17 protein-coding genes and 1 riboswitch are annotated in these 19,807 nt (G+C 70.8%); of the genes, 7 read left to right on the forward strand and 10 right to left on the reverse strand.

The genetic code is table 11. The features are described from left to right. The first annotated feature begins 2 nt into the window (after positions 1-2). The 5 genes from ACIRQ7_RS00345 to ACIRQ7_RS00365 all read left to right on the forward strand — a co-directional run bounded on the left by ACIRQ7_RS00345 (position 3) and on the right by ACIRQ7_RS00365 (position 5,782). A complete protein-coding gene (locus ACIRQ7_RS00345) occupies positions 3-1,364 on the forward strand; it encodes an aspartate aminotransferase family protein (RefSeq protein WP_404258805.1) in 1,362 nt (453 codons plus the stop codon). 224 nt (positions 1,365-1,588) lie between these two features. Beyond that, entirely contained in the window at positions 1,589-2,329 is a 741-nt protein-coding gene (locus tag ACIRQ7_RS00350; RefSeq protein ID WP_404258807.1) for an ABC transporter ATP-binding protein, read from the forward strand. Then, positions 2,311-3,474 (forward strand): hypothetical protein, encoded by a 1,164-nt coding sequence (locus ACIRQ7_RS00355; RefSeq protein WP_404258809.1) that lies wholly within the window; start codon positions 2,311-2,313, stop codon positions 3,472-3,474. Before ACIRQ7_RS00350 ends, ACIRQ7_RS00355 begins: the two co-directional genes overlap by 19 nt. Before the next feature lie 53 nt (positions 3,475-3,527). Continuing rightward, positions 3,528-4,697 carry an LOG family protein gene (locus ACIRQ7_RS00360; RefSeq protein ID WP_404258810.1) on the forward strand — a complete coding sequence of 390 codons (1,170 nt, stop codon included), beginning with the start codon at positions 3,528-3,530 and terminating at the stop codon, positions 4,695-4,697. A 125-nt stretch (positions 4,698-4,822) separates the two neighbouring features. Continuing rightward, a complete protein-coding gene (locus tag ACIRQ7_RS00365; RefSeq protein ID WP_404258811.1) occupies positions 4,823-5,782 on the forward strand; it encodes a hypothetical protein in 960 nt (319 codons plus the stop codon). Between the two features lie 14 nt (positions 5,783-5,796). On the opposite strand, the gene ACIRQ7_RS00370 is transcribed toward ACIRQ7_RS00365, so the two are convergent. The 4 genes from ACIRQ7_RS00370 to rlmN form a co-directional block, all read right to left on the reverse strand. After that, positions 5,797-6,867, reverse strand: a complete 1,071-nt coding sequence (locus ACIRQ7_RS00370; RefSeq protein ID WP_404258813.1) for an ABC transporter ATP-binding protein — start codon at positions 6,865-6,867, stop codon at positions 5,797-5,799. Beyond that, positions 6,868-8,496: an ABC transporter permease gene (locus ACIRQ7_RS00375; protein ID WP_401463827.1), complete on the reverse strand. Its 1,629-nt coding sequence runs from the start codon at positions 8,494-8,496 to the stop codon at positions 6,868-6,870. It abuts the gene before it with no gap. 38 nt (positions 8,497-8,534) lie between these two features. Next, positions 8,535-9,569: a thiamine ABC transporter substrate binding subunit gene (locus ACIRQ7_RS00380; RefSeq protein WP_404260026.1), complete on the reverse strand. Its 1,035-nt coding sequence runs from the start codon at positions 9,567-9,569 to the stop codon at positions 8,535-8,537. Positions 9,570-9,730: 161 nt separating this feature from the next. Then, positions 9,731-9,851: riboswitch (TPP riboswitch) on the reverse strand. 33 nt (positions 9,852-9,884) lie between these two features. Next, a complete protein-coding gene (gene rlmN, locus ACIRQ7_RS00385; RefSeq protein WP_404258815.1) occupies positions 9,885-10,991 on the reverse strand; it encodes a 23S rRNA (adenine(2503)-C(2))-methyltransferase RlmN in 1,107 nt (368 codons plus the stop codon). Positions 10,992-11,381: 390 nt separating this feature from the next. Between rlmN and ACIRQ7_RS00390 the strand changes: the two genes are divergently transcribed. Further along, positions 11,382-11,951, forward strand: coding sequence for a potassium channel family protein (locus ACIRQ7_RS00390; RefSeq protein ID WP_404258817.1), 570 nt, complete (start codon positions 11,382-11,384; stop codon positions 11,949-11,951). Between the two features lie 219 nt (positions 11,952-12,170). Here ACIRQ7_RS00390 and ACIRQ7_RS00395 read toward each other — a convergent pair whose 3' ends face one another. From ACIRQ7_RS00395 to rpsB, 6 genes are all read right to left on the reverse strand, one after another. Further along, positions 12,171-12,386 (reverse strand): 4-oxalocrotonate tautomerase family protein, encoded by a 216-nt coding sequence (locus ACIRQ7_RS00395; protein ID WP_401463517.1) that lies wholly within the window; start codon positions 12,384-12,386, stop codon positions 12,171-12,173. 601 nt (positions 12,387-12,987) lie between these two features. Then, positions 12,988-14,160 carry a phosphatidate cytidylyltransferase gene (locus ACIRQ7_RS00400; protein ID WP_404258819.1) on the reverse strand — a complete coding sequence of 391 codons (1,173 nt, stop codon included), beginning with the start codon at positions 14,158-14,160 and terminating at the stop codon, positions 12,988-12,990. After that, entirely contained in the window at positions 14,160-14,717 is a 558-nt protein-coding gene (gene frr / locus ACIRQ7_RS00405) for a ribosome recycling factor (RefSeq protein WP_398557197.1), read from the reverse strand. Before frr ends, ACIRQ7_RS00400 begins: the two co-directional genes overlap by 1 nt. Before the next feature lie 178 nt (positions 14,718-14,895). Beyond that, a complete protein-coding gene (pyrH, locus tag ACIRQ7_RS00410; protein ID WP_401463513.1) occupies positions 14,896-15,666 on the reverse strand; it encodes a UMP kinase in 771 nt (256 codons plus the stop codon). Positions 15,667-15,827: 161 nt separating this feature from the next. Beyond that, on the reverse strand, positions 15,828-16,664 hold the full coding sequence (gene tsf / locus ACIRQ7_RS00415; RefSeq protein WP_401463511.1) for a translation elongation factor Ts: 837 nt from the start codon (positions 16,662-16,664) through the stop codon (positions 15,828-15,830). A 107-nt stretch (positions 16,665-16,771) separates the two neighbouring features. Continuing rightward, positions 16,772-17,698 (reverse strand): 30S ribosomal protein S2, encoded by a 927-nt coding sequence (gene rpsB, locus ACIRQ7_RS00420; protein ID WP_404258821.1) that lies wholly within the window; start codon positions 17,696-17,698, stop codon positions 16,772-16,774. 1,088 nt (positions 17,699-18,786) lie between these two features. Here rpsB and ACIRQ7_RS00425 point away from each other — a divergent pair. Continuing rightward, on the forward strand, positions 18,787-19,650 hold the full coding sequence (locus tag ACIRQ7_RS00425) for a M23 family metallopeptidase (RefSeq protein WP_404258822.1): 864 nt from the start codon (positions 18,787-18,789) through the stop codon (positions 19,648-19,650). Positions 19,651-19,807: the final 157 nt, after the last annotated feature.

The raw sequence follows: 19,807 nt of genomic DNA on the forward strand, positions 1-19,807 counted from the left end.
CAATGAGCGCCGACCTCTCCAAGACGGCGTACGACCACCTGTGGATGCACTTCACCCGCATGTCGTCGTACGAGAATGCCCCCGTGCCCACGATCGTGCGCGGCGAGGGCACCAACATCTACGACGACAAGGGCAAGCGCTACATCGACGGCCTTGCCGGCCTCTTCGTGGTCAACGCCGGCCACGGACGGGTGGAGCTCGCCGAGACCGCCTACAAGCAGGCGCAGGAACTCGCCTTCTTCCCCATCTGGTCCTACGCGCACCCCAAGGCCGTCGAGCTCGCCGAGCGCCTGGCGGGCGAAGCCCCCGGTGACCTGAACAAGGTCTTCTTCACCACCGGTGGCGGCGAGGCCGTCGAGACCGCCTGGAAGCTGGCCAAGCAGTACTTCAAGCTCACCGGCAAGCCGATGAAGCACAAGGTGATATCCCGCGCGGTGGCCTACCACGGCACCCCGCAGGGCGCCCTGTCCATCACCGGTCTGCCGGCCCTGAAGGCCCCCTTCGAGCCGCTGGTCCCGGGCGCGCACAAGGTCCCGAACACCAACATCTACCGCGCCCCGATCCACGGCGACGACCCCGAGGCCTTCGGCCGCTGGGCCGCCGACCAGATCGAGCAGCAGATCCTGTTCGAGGGCGCCGAGACCGTCGCCGCCGTCTTCCTGGAGCCGGTGCAGAACGCCGGTGGCTGCTTCCCGCCGCCGCCCGGCTACTTCCAGCGGGTCCGCGAGATCTGCGACCAGTACGACGTGCTGCTCGTCTCCGACGAGACGATCTGCGCCTTCGGCCGCCTCGGCACGACCTTCGCCTGTGACAAGTTCGGCTACGTGCCGGACATGATCACCTGCGCCAAGGGCATGACCTCGGGCTACTCCCCGATCGGCGCGTGCATCATCTCCGACCGCCTGTCGGAGCCGTTCTACAAGGGTGACAACACCTTCCTGCACGGCTACACCTTCGGCGGCCACCCGGTCTCCGCGGCCGTCGGTGTCGCCAACCTCGACATCTTCGAGCGCGAGGGCCTCAACAAGCACGTCCTCGCCAACGAGGGTGCCTTCAAGGCCACCCTGGAGAAGCTGCACGACCTGCCGATCGTCGGCGACGTCCGCGGCAACGGCTTCTTCTACGGCATCGAGCTCGTCAAGGACAAGGTCACCAAGGAGTCCTTCACGGACGAGGAGACCGAGCGCGTCCTGTACGGCTTCCTGTCGAAGGCGCTCTTCGACAACGGCCTCTACTGCCGCGCCGACGACCGTGGCGACCCGGTCATCCAGCTCGCCCCGCCGCTGATCGCCGACCAGACGGTCTTCGACGAGATCGAGCAGATCCTGCGCGGAGTGCTGACCGAGGCCTGGACCAAGCTCTGATCCCCGCCTCACCGCGTAGGCCACCCCTGCGCTGATGCACACATGAATATCCAACGGCCCGGATTCACTCACTTGAAGCCATACGAGTGAATCTGGGCCGTTGTCCGTGCCCAGCGACGATTACCGGGGGTCCCCAGTCCTTACCGTGCCAGTGACCGATACCCTCCAGGGTCGTTCACCCGGTCAGGGGAACGAGTCGACGCGAACAAGCAAGAGGTGCGCAGATGGTGGCCCCGCCTGACAACGACGTTCTCTGGGCCCGCGGCCTGCACCACACGCACGGCGGCAGCGTCGCGCTCGCCGGGGTCTCCCTCGGCGTCCGCGAGGGCGAGATCCTCGCCGTCAACGGCCCGCGCGGCAGCGGCAAGACCACCCTCCTGAAGTGCCTTTCCGGCCAACTCGTCCCGTCCGAGGGCGAGGTCTGGTTCAACAGCTCCCCCGTACACACCCTCTCCGCCCTCAGCCGCGAACGGCTGCGCCTGGACCGGTTCGGCTGGATCGACACCGAACCCCACCTCGTCCCGGAACTCACCGCCTGGGAGAACGCCGCGCTGCCGCTCCTGCTGCGCGGCGCCGGCCACCGCGCCGCCAAGCACGCCGCGATGGAATGGCTGGACCGGCTGGACGTCGGCATGTGCGCCAAGCGCCGCCCCGCCCGGCTCGACCAGTCGCAGCGCCAGCGCATCGCCATCGCCCGCGCCCTCACCGCCACCCCGCAGATCCTCTTCGCCGACGAACCGACCGCGCCGCTGCACCGCACCGACGGCACCCAGGCCCTGCGCACCCTGACCACCGCGGCCCGCTCGCACCGGATCGCCGTGGTCCTCGCGACCCACGACCCCGACGTGGCCACGCTCGCCGACAGGACCCTCACCCTCCTCGACGGCAGCCATGCGGGCACCACGCCCGCCGCCGCCGATTCCCCCGATGAGGAAAGCAGGGCAGCGTGCTCGCTCTCCGTCTAGCCCGCAGCTCCCACCCCCTCGTCCAGCTGCGCCGCCTCTTCGTGGCCGCGGCGGCCGGCGGCACCGGCTTCCTGCTGCTGTCCACCGTCGGCCACGCCGCCGGCCACCCGACCACGGCCGCCGACTCGCTGGTGCGCCTGCTGTGGTGCGCCGCCCCGCTCGCCGCCACCGCCCAGCTCGCGGTGTCCGTGGCCCGTACGGACCCCGCCGCCCGTCTCCCCCGCGGTATGGCCGCGGCCGGGCTGGGGCCGGTCCGGCTCACGCTGTTCGCCGCCTCGACCACCGCGGTGTCCTGCGTCCTGGGCATCGTCCTCGCGCTGCTCGTCTTCCTCCGGCTCCGCGGCAGACTCGGTGGTTCCTCCGCCGGAATCGGCGCCGATCTGCTCGGCGCCGGCCACCCGGTGCCGCTCATCGGGGCGCTCCTGCTGTTGTCGGTCGTCCCGCTGACGGCCGCCGCCGCGACCGCCGTCTCGCTGCGCCCGCGCCGCCCGCGCCGCCAGGCCGTCCCCGCCGGGCCCCGCGCCGGCACCGCCGCGCCCTCGGGGCTCCCCTGGGGCATCGCCCTGGCGGCGGCGGGCCTGGCGATCGAGGCGTACGCCGGCCGCGGCGTCGGGGCCCCCGGCGGCCTGCTGTCGCTCCCGGGCCGGCTGATCGGCAGCCCTCCGGGCGTGCTGGCCGGCTGGGCGCTGTCCGCGTTCGGCCTCGTCCTGGCCGGCCCCGGCCTGGTGCACGTCTGCGGCCTGCTGCTGTGCGCCGGCCGGCCCGGCGCGCTGCGGCTGCTGTCCGGACGCATGCTCCAGGAGGAGTCCCACCGCGTCGGCCGCCCCCTCGGCGTCCTGTGTGCGGTCGCCTCCGCCGTCTGCGCCGCCGTCCAGGTCCACCAGTCGTCGGCCTCCCGGCCCTTCGGGCCGCTCACCGCCATCGGCACCGCGGTCGTCCTCGGCTGCGTCTTCGCCAGCGCGCTGGCCGCCGCCCTGGAATCCCGGTCGGCCCGCGCCCACACCATGTCCGCCCTGCGCCGCCTCGGCGCCTCCGCCTCCGTCCTCCGTCGCGCGGCGGCCCTGCGCGCCCTCGCCCTGGTCCTCGTGCTGGGCCCGCTGACGTGGGCCGTGGCGGAGTTGGCCACGATGCCGCTGCTCGCGTGACGGGTGGGGCCGGCGGGGCCTTGGGGCCCTGGCGGCTCCACCGCCGACCTAACATGGCCGACGTGCAGCCGAATTCAGAGTCCCCCGCGTCCCACCGCGAGCGATCCGCCCGCCCCGCCTCTCATGACAACGAGATCGAGTCCCTGGAGGAGTTCGACCGGGCCGTCACCGCCGGCAGCCTCGCCGGGCGGCGCATCCAGTCGGTGGATCTGACGGACCGTACGTTCGCGCTGCTCGGCACGGACACCACCGAAGCCGTGTTCCTGGGTTGCGAGATGGAGCCGGACGCCGCGGCGAAGGTGCGGGCCGGCGGCGCCCTGGTGTTCCCGCCCATACCGGGCCTGCCGTTCGACCCGTACCGCGGCAGCCTGTACGGACCGGAGGAGCTCTTCGAGGGGCTGACCGACAGCGGCTATGACGCGACGCCGGACGCCCGCGCGTACGAGTGGTACCGGCGCACCAGGACGGACGGCGATGTCTTCGCCTCGATGCTGCGCAGCGTCCATGACGACGCCGTCTCGGACGCACTGGACGAACACCTCGCCGGTGCCCGCGTGGTGGGCGTCATGGGCGGGCACGCGCTGGAGCGCGGCTCGGCTGCGTACGCGGGCGCGGCGCGGCTGGGCCGCCGGCTGGCACGTTCCGGGCTGACCGTCGCCACAGGTGGCGGCCCGGGTGCCATGGAGGCCGCCAACCTCGGTGCGTACGCCGCGCCGTTCGACGACACCATGCTCGACTCGGCGCTCGAACTCCTCGCCAAGGCCCCGCGCTTCGCCCCGTCGGTCACGGACTGGGCGCGGGCGGCCTTCGACGTCCGCCGGGACCGGCCGGGCGGCGGTGCCTCCGTGGGCATCCCCACGTGGTTCTACGGCCATGAGCCGCCGAACGCCTTCGCCACCCACATCGCGAAGTACTTCGTCAACGCGGTGCGCGAGGACGGCCTGTTGGCGCGGTCCAACGCGGGGGTGGTGTTCCTGCCGGGCGCCGCGGGGACCGTGCAGGAGATCTTCGACAACGCGACGCCCAACTACTACGGGTCGCGCGGCGAGCCGACGCCGATGGTGCTGGTGGACCGTGCGCACTGGACGCAGAAGCTGCCCACCTGGCCGCTGCTGCAGGCGCTGGCCGCGGACCGGCCGATGGCGGCCCGGATCGCGCTGGTCGACTCGGTGGACGAGGTCCCCGAAGCGCTGGCCAGGCTGTCGACGGGGGACGGTTCCTGAACGCACCGGATCCGTGCGGTTTCCGGATCCGGGTGCGCTGCCGAGGCAACGCATGTCCCGGAATGTGCGTCTGCCAAGCCAGGTAATGAACAGGTAATGCAGGCAGTGCACGATCGGAGCTCTTGGTGATCATCGGCCTTCTGACGGCCGTGGCGGCGTCTGCCTGCTACGGCACGGGTTCGGTTCTGCAGGCGGTGGGTTCGCGCAGGTCCGCCCGCCGGGAGGCCGCCGCCGCGTCCACCTCCGGTGTCACCCAGCACGGCGGCCCCAGCCTCTCCTCCACCGCGAAGGCCGCGGTGACCTGGGAGTTCATGGTCGGCACCGTCCTGGACTTCATCGGGTTCGGGCTCGGCGCGCTGGCCGCCCGGCTGCTGCCGCTGTTCCTCTCCCAGACGGTGATCAGCGCCAACCTCGTGATCACGGCGGTGCTGAGCATCAAGCTGCTCGGCATCCGGCTCACCCGTCCCGAGTGGACCTCCATCGCCGTCGTCTGTTCGGCACTGGTGCTGCTGGCCACGGCCGCGGGCCCGGAGGGCGGCGGCGACACCTCACGGGCCGCCCACTGGTGGCTGCTGGCCGCCTCCGTCGTGCTCATCGGCGGCGGCACCCTGCTCGTGCGCCTGCTGGGCGGCCGGGCGGCGATCCTCGCGGGGCTGCTCTCCGGGCTGGGGTTCGGCGCGCTGGGCGTGGGAGTGCGGGTGCTGGACGGCGTGGATCCGTTCGACCTGCCGTCGCTCCTCGGTGATCCCGCGCTGTACGCGATTCTCGTCGCGGGGATCGGCGGGATGTATCTGCACACCGTCGCGCTGCAGATCGGTTCGGTGAACGGCGCCACGGCGGCGCTGGTGGTGGGCGAGACGGTGGTGCCCGGCATTCTCGGGGTGCTGTGGCTGGGCGACGCCTCGCGTCCGGGCTTCGCCTGGGTCGCCGTCCTCGGGTTCGTGGTGGCGGTGGCCGGGGCCGTCGCCGTCGCCTGGTTCGGCGAGCCGGAGCCGGACGACGGTCCGGGTGGGCTGCCGGTGGACGCGGGCACCGCGGAGGGCTCCGCGCCTTCCCTGGCCGGGCCTTCCGGCCGTTCCGCGTAGGGCTCCCGGGGACGCTACGCCGGGGGCGTGTCCAGGACGACCACGTCGTCGGCGGCGAAGGCGATGCCGACCCGTTCGCCGGTCTCCGGGGCGTCCCGCAGCGCACAGGCCGCCTCGACCTGCGGTCCGCCGGCGGGCTGGAGCAGCAGGGCGACATGGGTGCCGCGGAACGTCCGGGCCGTCACGGTGCAGGGCAGGCCCTCCGGGAGCGGTGTCAGCCGGACGCCCGCCGGGCGGACGAGCAGCCGGCAGGGGCCGTCCGGCGTCCCTTCGGGGACGGGCACCTTGCCCCAGGGGGTGGCGGCCGACCCGCCCTGGACGGTGGCCGCCACGACGTTGTCGAAGCCGAGGAAGCGGGCGACGAATTCGGTGGCGGGCCGCTGCCAGACCTCCAGGGGGGTGCCCGTCTGCGCGATCCGTCCGTCCTGCATCACCACGACCCGGTCGGCGAGCGCGAACGCCTCGCCCTGGTCGTGTGTGACGGCGAGCACCGTCGTGCCCAACTCGCGGAAGAGGCGCCGCAGTTCGACGACGAGGCGTTCGCGCAGGCCGCGGTCGAGCTGGCCGAGCGGCTCGTCCAGCATCAGCAGCCGGGGGCGCGGGGCGAGCGCGCGGGCGAGCGCGACCCGCTGCTGTTCGCCGCCGGACAGCGAGGCGATGGCCCGGCGCTGGGCGTCCGGCAGCCCGACAAGCTCCAGCAGCCCGGCGACCGTACGCTCCTGTTCGGCGCGTGCGGTGCGCCGCATCCGCAGGCCGAAGGAGACGTTTCCGGCCACGTCGCGCTGCGGGAACAGCTGGTGGTCCTGGAACATCAGGCCGACGCCGCGCCGGTGCGTGGGCACCCCCCGCAGATCCCGCCCTTCGAGCAACACCTTTCCCGTGTCGGCGCTTTGGAGTCCGGCCACCACCCGCAGCAGAGTGGATTTGCCGCTGCCGCTGGGGCCCAGCACGCACACGATCTCGTGCGCGGCGACGTCCAGATCCACCGCGTCGAGCGCCGGGTGCCCGCCGGCGGGACCGAAGCGGACACTCACTCCGGCGAGCCGCAGCAGTTCCCGCGATGCGCTCTCGGCCTGGTCTTTCACCTAGAACTCCCCGGAGTGGTCGGTGCGGATGCGCTCCAGGGCCAGCAGGGCGCCGGCGCACACCACCATCAAAATGGTCGACAGGGCCATCGCCTGCCCGTAGTTGAGCTGACCGGCACGCCCCAGCAGCCGCGCCACGGCCACCGGCAGGGTCGGATTGTCCGGGCGGGCGATGAAGACGGTGGCGCCGAACTCGCCCAGGGACACGGCGAAGGCGAAGCCCGCCGCGATCAGCAGGGCCCGCCGCACCATCGGCAGATCCACCTCGCGCCATACCTGCCACGGCGACGCGCCGAGCACCGCGGCCGCCTCCCGCAGCCGCCCGTCCACCGCGCGCAGCACGGGCAGCATGGTGCGGACCACGAACGGCACGCCCACCAGGGCCTGCGCGAGGGGGACCAGCCACCACGAGGAGCGCAGGTCCAGCGGCGGGGTGTCGAGGCTGATCAGGAATCCGAAGCCGACGGTCACGGCGGAGACGCCGAGGGGCAGCATCAGCAGGGCGTCGAAACCACGCACCAGCCGGCCGGCCCTGGAGGTCAGCGCGGCCGCCGCCAGCCCGCCCACCACCAGCGCGATCACCGTGGCCGCCGCGCCGAAGGCGAGGGAGTTCCCCAGGGCGTCGAGGGGGGCGACGACGAAGGTGCTGTCGGCGGACGCGGCGGAGGCCAGCGCCCTGTAGAAGACGAGGCCGTAGCCGTCCGGCCCGGCGAAGGACCGCTCGGCGAGGACGACGAGCGGCGTGACGAGCAGCACCGCGATGACGGCGAGGGTGGCCCACAGCAGCGCCCACTGGCCGCGGCCGCGCGGCCGTCGTGCGGTCTGCGCGGCGTCGACGAGGTGCAGCGCGGATTCCCGCCGGCGCACGGTCCAGGCGTGCAGCGCCAGCAGTCCCAGCACCGCCGCGAATTGGATCATGGTGAGGACGGCGGCCGTCGGCAGATCGAGGAAGTCCGCGGTCTGCCGGTAGATCTCCACCTCCAGGGTGGAGAAGGTCGGCCCGCCCAGGATCTGTACCACCCCGAAGGAGGTGAAGGTGAAGAGGAAGACCATCAGCGCGGCGGCGGCGACGGACGGGCCGAGCGCGGGCAGCGTCACCCGCCGCCAGGCAGCGAACCGTCCGGCGCCGAGCACCCGCGCCGCCTCTTCCTGGCGCGGGTCGAGCTGCCCCCAGAGCCCGCCGACGGTGCGGACGACGACCGCGTAGTTGAAGAAGACGTGCGCCAGCAGGATCGCCCACACCGAGGTGTCCAGCCGCAGGCCCCACAGGTCGTCGAGGAGCCCGCCGCGTCCGACCAGCGCCAGGAACGCCGATCCTACGACCACCGTCGGCAGCACGAACGGCACTGCCACCAGCGCCCGCAGCAGCCGCTTGCCGGGGAAGTCGAAGCGGGCGAAGACATACGCGCCGGGCAGCGCGATCAGCAGCGTCAGCCCGGTCGAGGCCGCCGCCTGCCAGACGGTGAACCACAGGACGTGGAGCACGTCCGGATCGCCGAGCACCTCGCCGATCCGGCCGAGCCGCCACTGCCCGCCGTCCTTCAGCCCCCGGCCGACGATCGCGACGACCGGGTAGGCGAAGAACAGCGCGAAGAAGGCGAGCGGCACAGCCATCAGGCCGAGCCGCACCGCCGTCGCCCGGGTGGGCTTCCCGCGCCGGGTGCGGGTTACTTCAGAACGAGCGAGGACCACTGCTTGATCCACTGTTCGCGGTTCTTGGTGATCGTCTCCGGTGCGAGCGTCTCCGGCTTGTCGATCGTCGTTCCGTACTTCGTGAACAGCGCCGGCACCTTGGCGTCCTTGCGGGCCGGGTTGACGTACATCTGCAGCGGCACGTCCTCCTGGAACTTCTTGCTCAGCAGGAAGTCCAGCAGCGCCTTGCCGCCCTTCTCATTGGGCGCGTCCTTGAGCAGGCCGCCGAATTCGATCTGCCGGAAGCAGGTGCCGGTGGCGATCCCGGTGGGCGCCTCCTTGGGTGCGGGCTTCGTGCCGAGCACCTCGGAGGGCGGGCTGGAGGCGTAACTGACCACCAGCGGCTTGTCGCCCTTGCCCTTGGCCGCCGCGGAGCCGGAGAACCGCTCGTTGTAAGCCTGCTCCCAGCCGTCGACCACCTCCACGCCGTTGGCCCTGAGCTTCTTCCAGTAGCCCTGCCAGCCTTCCGCACCGTATTTCGCGACGGTGGCGAGCTGGAAGGCGAGGCCCGGGGAGGAGGTCGCGGAGTTCTCCGTGACGAGCAGGTTCTTGTACGCGGGCTTGACGAGGTCGTCGAAGGTCTTCGGCGGCGCGATCTTGTGCTTGGCGAAGTAGGCGCGGTCGTAGTTGACGCAGGTGTCGCCGTAGTCGAGCGGCGTGACGCGGTGCTCGCCCTTGTCGAGCTGCAGTGCGGCCGGGACGCTGTCCAGCCCCTTGGCGCGGTAGGGGCTGAAGATCCCTTCCTTCAGGCCGCGGGAGAGCAAGGTGTTGTCGATACCGAAGAACACATCGCCCTGCGGGTTGCCCTTGGACAGGATCGCCTGGTTGACGGCCTTGCCGGCGTCGCCGCCGGGGAGCACCTTGAGCTGGTAGCCGCTCTCCTTCTCGAAGGCGGCGCGTACCGACTTCGAGACGCTGAACGAGTCATGGGTGACGAGCGTGACCGTCTTGGCGTCCGCGCCGTCCTTGCCGCCGGAGCCGCAGGCGGCGAGCGCGGTCATGCCCAGCATGGCGGCGAGCGCCGCGGCGGCCGGTCTACGGCCATGGATGGTGCGCGTGATGCTCACTGATTTCCTCCTGGCTGGCCAGGAAGAGACGCGGCCCCGCCCGGTGTCCGCGGGCGCGGCGTCAAACGACGTACCGCGAGCGGAGCGTGGGCGGGGCGCAACAGCATGAGTGACGACCGAACTTCCTACCCGGAATGACCCGGGCGAGGTTCAAGGGTCTGCGGCCGCCGGATGACTACGACGGTTCCGCACTCTCAGCGCTGTGGCGCTCCCCTGTCGGAATGTGCATTTGTTCGATCAGACGATACCAGCGGGCGGTCAGCGTTCCGAGGCCGCGAGCTGCCCGCAGGCGCCGTCGATCTCCTGGCCCCGGGTGTCACGGACGGTCACCGGCACGCCGTGCGCCTCGATGGCCTTCACGAACGCCCGCTCGTCCTCGGGCCGCGAGGCGGTCCACTTCGAGCCGGGAGTCGGGTTCAGCGGGATCAGGTTCACATGGACCCGCTTGCCCTTCAGCAACCGTCCCATCAGGTCACCGCGCCACGCCTGGTCGTTGATGTCACGGATCAGGGCGTACTCGATGGAGATGCGGCGGCCGGACTTCTCGGCGTACTCCCACGCCGCGTCCAGCACCTCCCGCACCTTCCAGCGGGTGTTGACGGGCACCAGGGTGTCGCGCAGTTCGTCGTCCGGCGCGTGCAGCGACACCGCCAGCCGGCACTTGAAGCCCTCGTCGGCGAACCGCAGCATCGCGGGGACCAGGCCGACGGTGGAGACGGTGATGCCCCGCTGGGACAGCCCGAGGCCGTCCGGCTCGGGGTCGGTCAGCCGCCGGATGGCGCCGGTCACCCGGTTGTAGTTGGCGAGCGGCTCCCCCATCCCCATGAAGACGATGTTGGAGAGCCGCGCGGGCCCGCCGGGCACCTCGCCGTCGCGCAGCGCCCGCATCCCGTCGACGATCTGGTGCACGATCTCGGCGGTCGAGAGGTTACGGTCCAGGCCGGCCTGGCCGGTGGCGCAGAACGGGCAGTTCATCCCGCAGCCGGCCTGCGAGGAGATGCACATGGTGACCCGGTCCGGGTAACGCATCAGCACGGACTCGACGAGCGTCCCGTCGTGCATCTTCCACAGGGTCTTGCGGGTGGTGTCGTCATCGCACGAGATGTGCCGCACGACGTTCATCAGGTCCGGCAGCAGCTCCGCCGCCAGCTTTTCGCGCGCCGCAGCCGGGATGTCGGTCCACTGCGCCGGGTCGTGCGCGTAGCGGGCGAAGTAGTGCTGCGACAGCTGCTTGGCACGAAACGGCTTCTCACCGATCGCGGCCACCGCTTCGCGGCGCTCGACAGGGGTCAGATCGGCAAGGTGCCGCGGCGGCTTCTTGGCTCCGCGCGGCGCGACGAAAGTGAGTTCTCCGGGTGCAGGCATGGTGCGTCCAGTGTGGCAGATCGTCCACGGCCCCCCAGGCCACAGGCAGGTGGGCCCGGTCACCCCCGGTGGCCCTGTCCCTGGCGGCCCGCCTTGCACGGCCCGGGGACGGCCCAGGCCGTCTTCCGTCACCGTGCGGGTGCCGCCACGACCGCCCGGCGCCCTGGCCACCCAGGATCACCTCTCGTGACGGGGCGTTGCCTCGCGGCCCTCGACCCTCGGCCCTCGGTCCCGGTCGCCACTTCGGCCGCCTCCGGGACCGCCACCCCCGGCCCGCTACCGAGAGCTACCACTTACCTCTCCTTTGGTAGGTTATGCACCCTCCAGCACCGGCCTTCTCCTCGCGTGGGACGGCCGACCGCGACCACAGGCTCATGCCGAGGGGAACCCATGGAAGCTCCTGAGTCGCAGGGGATGGGCACGAGCCCGGAACGACCGCGGTCCCGACCGGACAGCCGCCGTCGGACGCTGTTCGCCGTACTGCGGTGCACCATCACCGCGACCGGCTGCTTCCTCGCGTACTACCTGCTGCCCATGGACAGAGCGTTCACCGGCGGTACGGCGGCCGGCCTCATCATCGGGCTGGCGGCCTTGGTGCTGCTCCTCGCCTGGCATACCGTCATGATCACGCGTTCCGCCACCCCTCGGCTGCGGGCGTTGGAGGCTGTCGCCACCACCGTCCCGCTGTTCCTCCTGCTCTTCGCGAGCGCCTACTACCTGTTGGAACGCGGCGGGCCCGGCAGTTTCAGCGAGCCCCTCACCAGGACCGACTCGCTGTATTTCGCCCTCACCGTGTTCAGCACCGTCGGCTTCGGCGACATCACCGCCCGGACGGAGGCCGCACGCGCGGTCACGATGGCGCAGATGGCGGGCACCATCCTGCTCGTGGCCGTGGCGGCCCGGGTCATGCTTCAGGCCGTCCAGGTGGGGCTGCGCCGCCAGGGGACCAAAGAGCAGTGACGGGGCGGGCGGTGCGGCGGCATGCCGCCTGCGTGCTGAGGATCCACGGCCGGGCCCACGGGTGTCCAGCCTGCCCGGGAGCCCGGAACATCGGATGACCTTCGTGGGCGAGGCATGGGCGAGGCATGGTTCAGCCGACCCGGAATCTTCCAGCTCAACCGGTCAGGGCTGACCTTTCGTAGAGCCGGTGCCGAGCGTGCCGGCCACGTACCGCACGCGCTAGCCGGCCCTCTTGGCCTTGACGTCGTCGGCTGTCAGGGCGTTGCCACCGACCGCCCACTCGCCGCTGGGTGTCTCGGTGATCGCGACATGCGTGACCGGTCGCAGAGCCTCGCCCTCGATGGCGATCAACGCCTCCGAGACATCCTTGACCATCTTCTGCTTCTCTTCGGGCGTGAACACTCCCGCGATCACCTTGATGTCGATGAATGGCATCGGATGCCTCCCACAATGACGGTGAGATCGAGCCGTCATGCCGCTTTGGACACCAGGGCCGCATGCGGTGGGCTTCTTGTCCTCTTCGGGGAGAAGCGGGCCGGCGAGCCGATCACTGCTTCTCGCGCCTATCGGAAGAGCGCTCGTAGGCGGCACCCGGTCCTGGCCCGGCGTGCCCCGTTCACCGTGATCGGCGACGCTGATGTTGCCAACCGCTGCTGTCAGCCCTGCGGTGCCGGCATGTTTCTCCCAGTGTCGCAGATCGACTCCGGCGTCGTCCGGCAGCGCGGTTCCGCAGCGGCCCTTGTCGGTCGAAGTGTTCGCAACTGACTCGCTCCCGGCCAGGAGTGGGCGGAAGCCGCGGCTCGGTCCGAGAGGCCGGGACACGCCTGGGGCGTTCCACCCCGCGCATGGCGTGAGCGCAAACCGGGCTGGTGGGGGCTCTGGCGCACCCTCGGAGCCTGAGATCTCCGGGTGCATCGCTTGGTTCCTCGCGTCCCGGACGCGCGAAGAGGGACCCGCCACGCCTGGTGGCAGGCCCCTCGGGGCTTCGCGTACCCGCCGTACGCAGCACGTTCCCTGGAGAACGGGCGGCGGTGGTTCAGCCGGAGCCGACGAAGATGACGAACAGCAGCCAGACGACGGGGGCGGTCGGCAGCAGGGAATCGAGGCGGTCCATGATGCCGCCGTGGCCGGGCAGCAGGGTGCCCATGTCCTTGATGCCGAGGTCCCGCTTGATCATGGATTCGCCGAGGTCGCCGAGGGTGGCGCTGGCGGCGACGGCGAGGCCGAGCAGCAGGCCCTGCCACCAGGCGCCGTTCGTGATCAGGAACTCCATGCAGAGCGCGCCGGCGACCATGGCGAACAGGACGGCGCCGGCGAGTCCCTCGCGGGTCTTGCCGGGGCTGATGCGCGGCGCGAGCTTGGTCTTTCCGAACCGCCAGCCGACCGCGTACGCACCGGTGTCGCTGACGACCGTCAGGAGCAGGAAGGTCAGCACCCGCTGCGGCCCGTCGGCGTCGGCCGCGAGCATCAGGGCCACGAAGGTCGCGAGGAACGGTACGTAGAACGCCGCGAAGACACCGGCGGTGACGTCCCGGAGGTAGTTCTCGGGTGCCTCGGTCATCCGCCAGACAAGGACGGCCAGCGCCGTCAGTGCCATCGCCACCCAGGCGCCCTCGGCGCCGCGTACGTATCCCGCGACGACCATGGCGGTGCCGCCGACCGCGAGCGGCACCAGCGGCACCCGGATGTCCCTGCGTTCCGCCAGCCGCGAGGTCAGCTCCCACAGGCCCACGACCACGGCGACCGCTATCACGCCGATGAAGATGGGCTTGTAGACGAAGAGCGAGGCGATGATGATCACGCCGAGGCCGACGCCGACCCCTATCGCGGCGCGCAGATTTCGTCCCGCGCTCTTCTTCGGCTGCGGCGGGTTCTGCGAGCTGTCAGGCCCGGGAGAACCGGGGAAGGCAGTGGGCATGGGCTCCTGCGGCTTTTCGTCGCGGAACAGGGGGCCGCTCAGTCGAGCAGCCCCCCGGTCGTCCCGGTGATCCAGGTCGTCCCGGATTTCCCGGTGGACCCGGTCGTCGTCCTGGTGTCCGCCTGCGTCGGGCACGATGGGCATGGGCCGAGTCTGCGCCGCCTCTGCCCAGTCGTGCACGGGACCCGCCGGGGCGGGGGGCGCCGCCCCGCGAAGCGGGGAGGCCGTTCCCTGGTCGGGTGGTCCCCATTGTCCGGCGCGGGACGGGGCTCCCCAGGATGACTCGTTCATCAGACCTCGAGGAGCTCGGATTCCTTGTGCTTGAGGAGCTCGTCCACCTGCGCGACATACTTCGCGGTGGTGTCGTCGAGCTCCTTCTCCGCGCGGCGCACCTCGTCCTCGCCGGACTCCTTGTCCTTGACGAGCTTGTCGAGGGTTTCCTTGGCCTTGCGGCGCACGCTGCGGATCGAGATCTTCGCGTCCTCGCCCTTGGTCTTGGCGACCTTGATGTACTCCCGGCGGCGCTCTTCGGTGAGCTCCGGGAACGTCACCCGGATGATATTGCCGTCGTTGCTCGGGTTGACGCCGAGGTCGGAGTCGCGGATCGCCTGCTCGATGTTGCGCATCGCGCTCTTGTCGAACGGGGTCACCACGGCCATCCGCGGCTCGGGAACCGAGAACGACGCCAGCTGGTTGATCGGCGTCAGGGCACCGTAGTAGTCCGCCACGATCTTGTTGAACATCGCCGGGTGCGCACGCCCGGTGCGGATCGCGGCGAAGTCCTCCTTGGCGACCACGACGGCCTTCTCCATCTTCTCCTCGGCCTCGAGGAGGATCTCTTCGATCACCACTTGCTCCTGGTCTTTTCGGTAAGAAGCAGAGCCTCGCCCCTGCCGTGCGTCCTCTCCTGCACGGTGTCCGACCGGCAGGCGGTTGTCCATCCCCGTACCGAGGTCTAGCCACGGCCGGGAGTTGCCGCCCGTACAGGCCGATGCCCGTACGGAATCACGGCAGTTGGGGCCCCTGTCAGGCCCGGGTGCCCTGATCGCTGACGAGCGTGCCGATCTTCTCACCCTTCACCGCGCGCGCGATGTTGCCCTCGGCGAGCAGTTCGAAGACGAGGATCGGGAGCTTGTTGTCGCGGCAGAGCGTGATGGCGGTGGCATCGGCGATCTTCAGGTCGCGGGTGATGACCTCGCCGTATTCAAGGGCGTCGAACTTCACCGCGTCCGGGTTCTTCTTGGGGTCGGAGTCGTAGACCCCGTCGACACCGTTCTTGCCCATCAGCATCGCCTCGGCGTCGATCTCCAGGGCGCGCTGTGCGGCGGTGGTGTCGGTGGAGAAGTACGGCATGCCCATACCGGCGCCGAAGATGACGACCCGCCCCTTCTCCAGGTGGCGCACCGCGCGCAGCGGGATGTACGGCTCCGCGACCTGACCCATGGTGATGGCGGTCTGCACGCGCGAGTCGATGCCCTCCTTCTCCAGGAAGTCCTGGAGGGCCAGGCAGTTCATGACCGTACCGAGCATGCCCATGTAGTCGGAGCGGGCCCGGTCCATGCCGCGCTGCTGGAGTTCGGCTCCGCGGAAGAAGTTGCCGCCGCCGATCACAATGGCGATCTCATAGCCTTCGCGCACCACGGCGGCAATCTCGCGGGCCATGGCGTGCACGACATCGGGGTCGACGCCCAGCCCGCCACCGCCGGCGAATGCCTCGCCCGACAGCTTCAGCAGGAAGCGCCGCGTCCCGCCATGAACGGCTTTGTCTGTGTCCGCGCCGTCGGCACCGTGATTCATTGCGCTCTCCTCGTGCACATACGAAGAAGGCCATTGCCGTGGGTCTGGGTCAGATCCCTGTGCGGCAATGGCCTCCTCGTCACATCTGCGGCCGGCCGGTGAGCGGCCGACTGCGTACGACCCTAGCGGGGTCGTAGGTCATTCGCTGCCTTCGTGCAGGCTCAGGCGCCGACGCGGATGCGCGCGAAGCGCTTCAGCGTGACACCGGCCTCGTCCAGAACCTTCTGGACGGTCTTCTTGTTGTCCTTGGCGAACGGCTGCGCGAGCAGCGTGTTCTCCTTGAAGAAGCCGTTGACGCGACCCTCGACGATCTTCGGAAGGGCGGCCTCGGGCTTGCCCTCCTCCTTCGCGGTGGCCTCGGCGACGCGGCGCTCGTTCTCGACGACGTCGGCCGGGATCTCGTCCTTGGAGAGGAACTTCGGCGCGAACGCGGCGATGTGCTGCGCGACGTCCTTCGCGACCTCGGCGTTCTCCTTGTCCAGCTCGACCAGGACGCCGACCTGCGGCGGGAGGTCGGGCATGGTGCGGTGCATGTACGCGGCCACGAAGCCGTCGGTGAACTGCGCGAAGCGGTCCAGGACGATCTTCTCGCCGAGCGTGGCGTTGGCCTCGTCCACGTACGCCTGGACGGTCTTGCCGGCCTCGATCTCGGAGGCGAGCAGCGCCTCCAGGTCGGCGGGCTTCGTCGCGGCGACGTGCGCGGCGAGCGTGTTGGCGACGGCCTGGAACTTGTCACCCTTGGCGACGAAGTCGGTCTCGCACTTCAGCTCGAGCAGCACGCCGGCGGACTTGTCGTCGGCGATGAGGGAGACGACCGCACCGTTCTCGGCCGAACGGCTCTCGCGCTTGGCGACGCCCTTCTGACCCTTGACGCGCAGGATCTCCACGGCCTTGTCGACGTTGCCGTCGCCCTCGTCCAGGGCCTTCTTGCAGTCCATCATGCCGGCGCCGGTGAGCTCGCGGAGCTTCTTGACGTCAGCGGCGGTGTAGTTCGCCATGGTCTGTGAATCTCTTCTCGAAATCTCGACAGTCGAAAGATCTACGGGTGGACGGCGGGGGCGGCGCTTGTGGCGCCGGCCCCCGCCGTCTTCAACCGGTGCTGAGGTCAGGCCTGCTCGGAGTCCGCAGCCGGCTTCTCGGCGTCGGCCTCGGCGGCCGGAGCGGCCTCGGCGGCGGGCGCCTCGGTGGCGGCAGCAGCCTCGGCGGCCGGGGCCTCGGCGGGCTTCTCGGCCGCGTCCTCGGAGTCGGCCTTCTTCTCGCCCTCGAGCAGGTCGCGCTCCCACTCGGCCAGCGGCTCGGCGGCAGCCTTGTCGCCGGGCTTCTGGTCGCCGGTGGCGGCACCGGAACGGGCGATGAGGCCCTCGGCGACGGCGTCGGCGATCACGCGGGTGAGCAGGGTGACGGAGCGGATCGCGTCGTCGTTGCCCGGGATCTTGTAGTCGACCTCGTCCGGGTCGCAGTTGGTGTCGAGGATCGCGACGACCGGGATGTTGAGCTTGCGCGCCTCACCGACGGCGATGTGCTCCTTCTTGGTGTCCACGATCCAGACGGCGCTGGGCACCTTCTGCATCTCGCGGATACCGCCGAGGGTCTTCTCCAGCTTGGCCTTCTCGCGGGAGAGGACGAGGAGCTCCTTCTTGGTGAGGCCGGAGGCGGCCACATCCTCGAAGTCGATCTGCTCGAGCTCCTTCAGGCGCTGCAGGCGCTTGTAGACGGTCGAGAAGTTGGTCAGCATGCCGCCGAGCCAGCGCTGGTTGACGTAGGGCATGCCCACGCGCGTCGCCTGCTCGGCGATCGCTTCCTGCGCCTGCTTCTTCGTGCCGACGAACATGACCGAGCCGCCGTGGGCGACGGTCTCCTTGACGAACTCGTAGGCGCGGTCGATGTACGACAGCGACTGGAGCAGGTCGATGATGTAGATGCCGTTGCGCTCGGTGAAGATGAAGCGCTTCATCTTCGGGTTCCAGCGCCGGGTCTGGTGCCCGAAGTGGACGCCGCTCTCCAGCAGCTCCCGCATCGTGACGACGGCCATGGCCGTACTCCTCGTTTTCTCGGTTTCACTGCGGCCGGTCGGCCGCGGTGCCTGACGCCCCGACGCGCCTGCCGAGGAGGAACCTTGCGGAACCGTCCGAGGACCGAGGAGCGCGGCCGTCGTGCTGCCCGAACGGGACTGGTGCACTGACGGCGGGGCGTGCGAAGTCGACCCGGTGACCCGGATCGCCACAAGAAGTGTACGGGACTGCCGATGCACTGAGCGACACACACCTCTCCCCACCCGGGTCCCGCCCTGGACGAGTGACACCGTTGTCCACAACCCGCCGGTTATCCACAGCTCCGGACCAAGATCCCCGCGCGACGACCGCGCTACGGCACGGTCGGGACATGCGACAGAACCTGAACAATTCGCGGAACCCTTTCCTGTCCCTGCGGGGGGTGGGGGCGGGGCGTGGAGTGGGGCCGGGGGCCGGGCCCGGGGTGGGGCCGGGGGCCGGGCCTGGGGTGGGGCCGGGGACGGTGGTGGTCACCGTCCCGGCTCCGACCCGGGGGCCGGTTGTGGGCCCGGGTGTGGGCCCGGGTCCGAGTCCAGGTGCTGACCGGGCTCCGCTGTCGTTCAGGCGGAGGCGCCGGGCACGGTCGGCGCAGGGCGCCGCCGATTCCTCGTCCTCACGGTGGGGCTTTCGAGGCCCCGGGCGCTCCCGAGACTTCGGGGCCTCGGGGGACTGTGGGAGCTCCAGTGGCTCCGGGGCCTCGGGAAACTGTGGAGGCGCCAGTGACTCCGGGAACTTCGGGGACTCCGGCATCGCCGAAGGGTGCGGGAGCGTCCGAAAACCTCCGCGGTGGCGACTACCGTCTCTCCTTCTCCCCTTCCCCCTTCGCCCCTTACTTGGGTACCCGTTTCCGCTTTTCCCCTCCCCGTGGCAGTGGCCGGGGTCGCCTGGGGCACCCGGGGTGCCTCTGCGGTACGGGCCGAGCTGCTTCTTCCCTGCGCGAGGGCGGACGGTGAACGCCTCCGTGGTCGTGGCTGTAGCCGCAGCGGCGGCGGCCGTGCTGTCGGTACCGGGGCTGACGCTTGGCCCGGAGCCTGGGGCGGGACCGGGGCCGGGAACCTGGCCACGGTCCATGAGCAGCACCAGTTCGGCGGCCTCCGCACCCCTCGTCTCCGCCGGTCCGGCCCCGTCCCCGTCCTCGTCGCCTGCATCGGGAAACCCGGCTACCGGGCCGGAGGCTGGAGATGCGCATGGGCGTGACGCAACGGCGGAATCTGCCGAGGCCAGGGAGCACGTCTCCGCTGCGATACCGGCAGGGGATGACCGGGCCTGGCCCGTGAAAGGCGTAGCCGGGTTGCGGCCCACTGTCTTACACGGCTGGGAGCCTCCGCCGTCGCCATGGGCGGCAGGTCATCGCGGGGTGGACCTGGCAGCCGCCATCGGCTCACCGGTCCGGGCAGCCGCTGCCGGCCGGGTGGCCTTTGCGGGCAAGGTCGCCGGCCGGGGAGTCCTCACCATCGAGCTGTCGCGCTCCGGCCGTCCCCCCTTACGCACCACGTACGAGCCCGTGCGTCCCACAGCCCGGAAAGGGGAACGCGTCAGGGCGGGGCAGCCGGTCGCCGTCCTCCAACACGGACCGTTCCACTGCCGGGCGCCGTGCCTCCACTGGGGTCTGCGCCGAGGGAAGTCCTACCTGGACCCGATATCGCTCATGCCGCCGGAGATGCTCAGAGGTGGCCCATCGCGGCTGCTCCCGGTGATCGGCATCCCTGTTCCCGGGGCGCCTCACTCAACCGCAGCCGCATCGACCGAGGCCGCCCTCTTGGGGGCTATCGCGCTCGCCGCCACCACGCTGTGGGCACTCGGCCGCCTCACTCCGATCACTCCGAAACGTTCGGCGAAGCGTGCCGGCGATCTCGGGATTCGCCGCCGGGCCAGACTCCAGGGTTCCGCCTTAGGCAGGTCCGTCGGCAAGAACCATGAGCACAGACCCTGAGATTGCTGAGCTTGAGGCTGAGGAGGGGACGGGGGTGGGCAGGGAGGGAGGGGTTGGAGGGAGGGAGGGAGGGAGGGAGGAGTTCGCGCCGCAGTGACCGGCCGACTCCCTAACCGTGGCGCCGCGCCCGGGACGCGGTGACCACGCGCGGCTGCGG

It is taken from the genome of Streptomyces sp. NPDC101393, from assembly GCF_044767385.1.
GTDB lineage: Bacteria > Actinomycetota > Actinomycetes > Streptomycetales > Streptomycetaceae > Streptomyces.

Excerpts from the sequence above, each read along its gene's own strand:
- pyrH (WP_401463513.1), bottom strand. The coding sequence starts at position 15,666 with ATGAATCACGGTGCCGACGGCGCGGACACAGACAAAGCCGTTCATGGC.
- rpsB (WP_404258821.1), bottom strand. The coding sequence starts at position 17,698 with ATGGCCGTCGTCACGATGCGGGAGCTGCTGGAGAGCGGCGTCCACTTC.
- ACIRQ7_RS00350 (WP_404258807.1), top strand. The coding sequence starts at position 1,589 with ATGGTGGCCCCGCCTGACAACGACGTTCTCTGGGCCCGCGGCCTGCAC.
- ACIRQ7_RS00345 (WP_404258805.1), top strand. The coding sequence starts at position 3 with ATGAGCGCCGACCTCTCCAAGACGGCGTACGACCACCTGTGGATGCAC.
- ACIRQ7_RS00425 (WP_404258822.1), top strand. The coding sequence starts at position 18,787 with ATGAGCAGCACCAGTTCGGCGGCCTCCGCACCCCTCGTCTCCGCCGGT.
- ACIRQ7_RS00390 (WP_404258817.1), top strand. The coding sequence starts at position 11,382 with ATGGAAGCTCCTGAGTCGCAGGGGATGGGCACGAGCCCGGAACGACCG.
- ACIRQ7_RS00380 (WP_404260026.1), bottom strand. The coding sequence starts at position 9,569 with ATGCTGGGCATGACCGCGCTCGCCGCCTGCGGCTCCGGCGGCAAGGAC.
- tsf (WP_401463511.1), bottom strand. The coding sequence starts at position 16,664 with ATGGCGAACTACACCGCCGCTGACGTCAAGAAGCTCCGCGAGCTCACC.
- ACIRQ7_RS00395 (WP_401463517.1), bottom strand. The coding sequence starts at position 12,386 with ATGCCATTCATCGACATCAAGGTGATCGCGGGAGTGTTCACGCCCGAA.
- ACIRQ7_RS00360 (WP_404258810.1), top strand. The coding sequence starts at position 3,528 with ATGGCCGACGTGCAGCCGAATTCAGAGTCCCCCGCGTCCCACCGCGAG.
- ACIRQ7_RS00400 (WP_404258819.1), bottom strand. The coding sequence starts at position 14,160 with ATGAACGAGTCATCCTGGGGAGCCCCGTCCCGCGCCGGACAATGGGGA.
- rlmN (WP_404258815.1), bottom strand. The coding sequence starts at position 10,991 with ATGCCTGCACCCGGAGAACTCACTTTCGTCGCGCCGCGCGGAGCCAAG.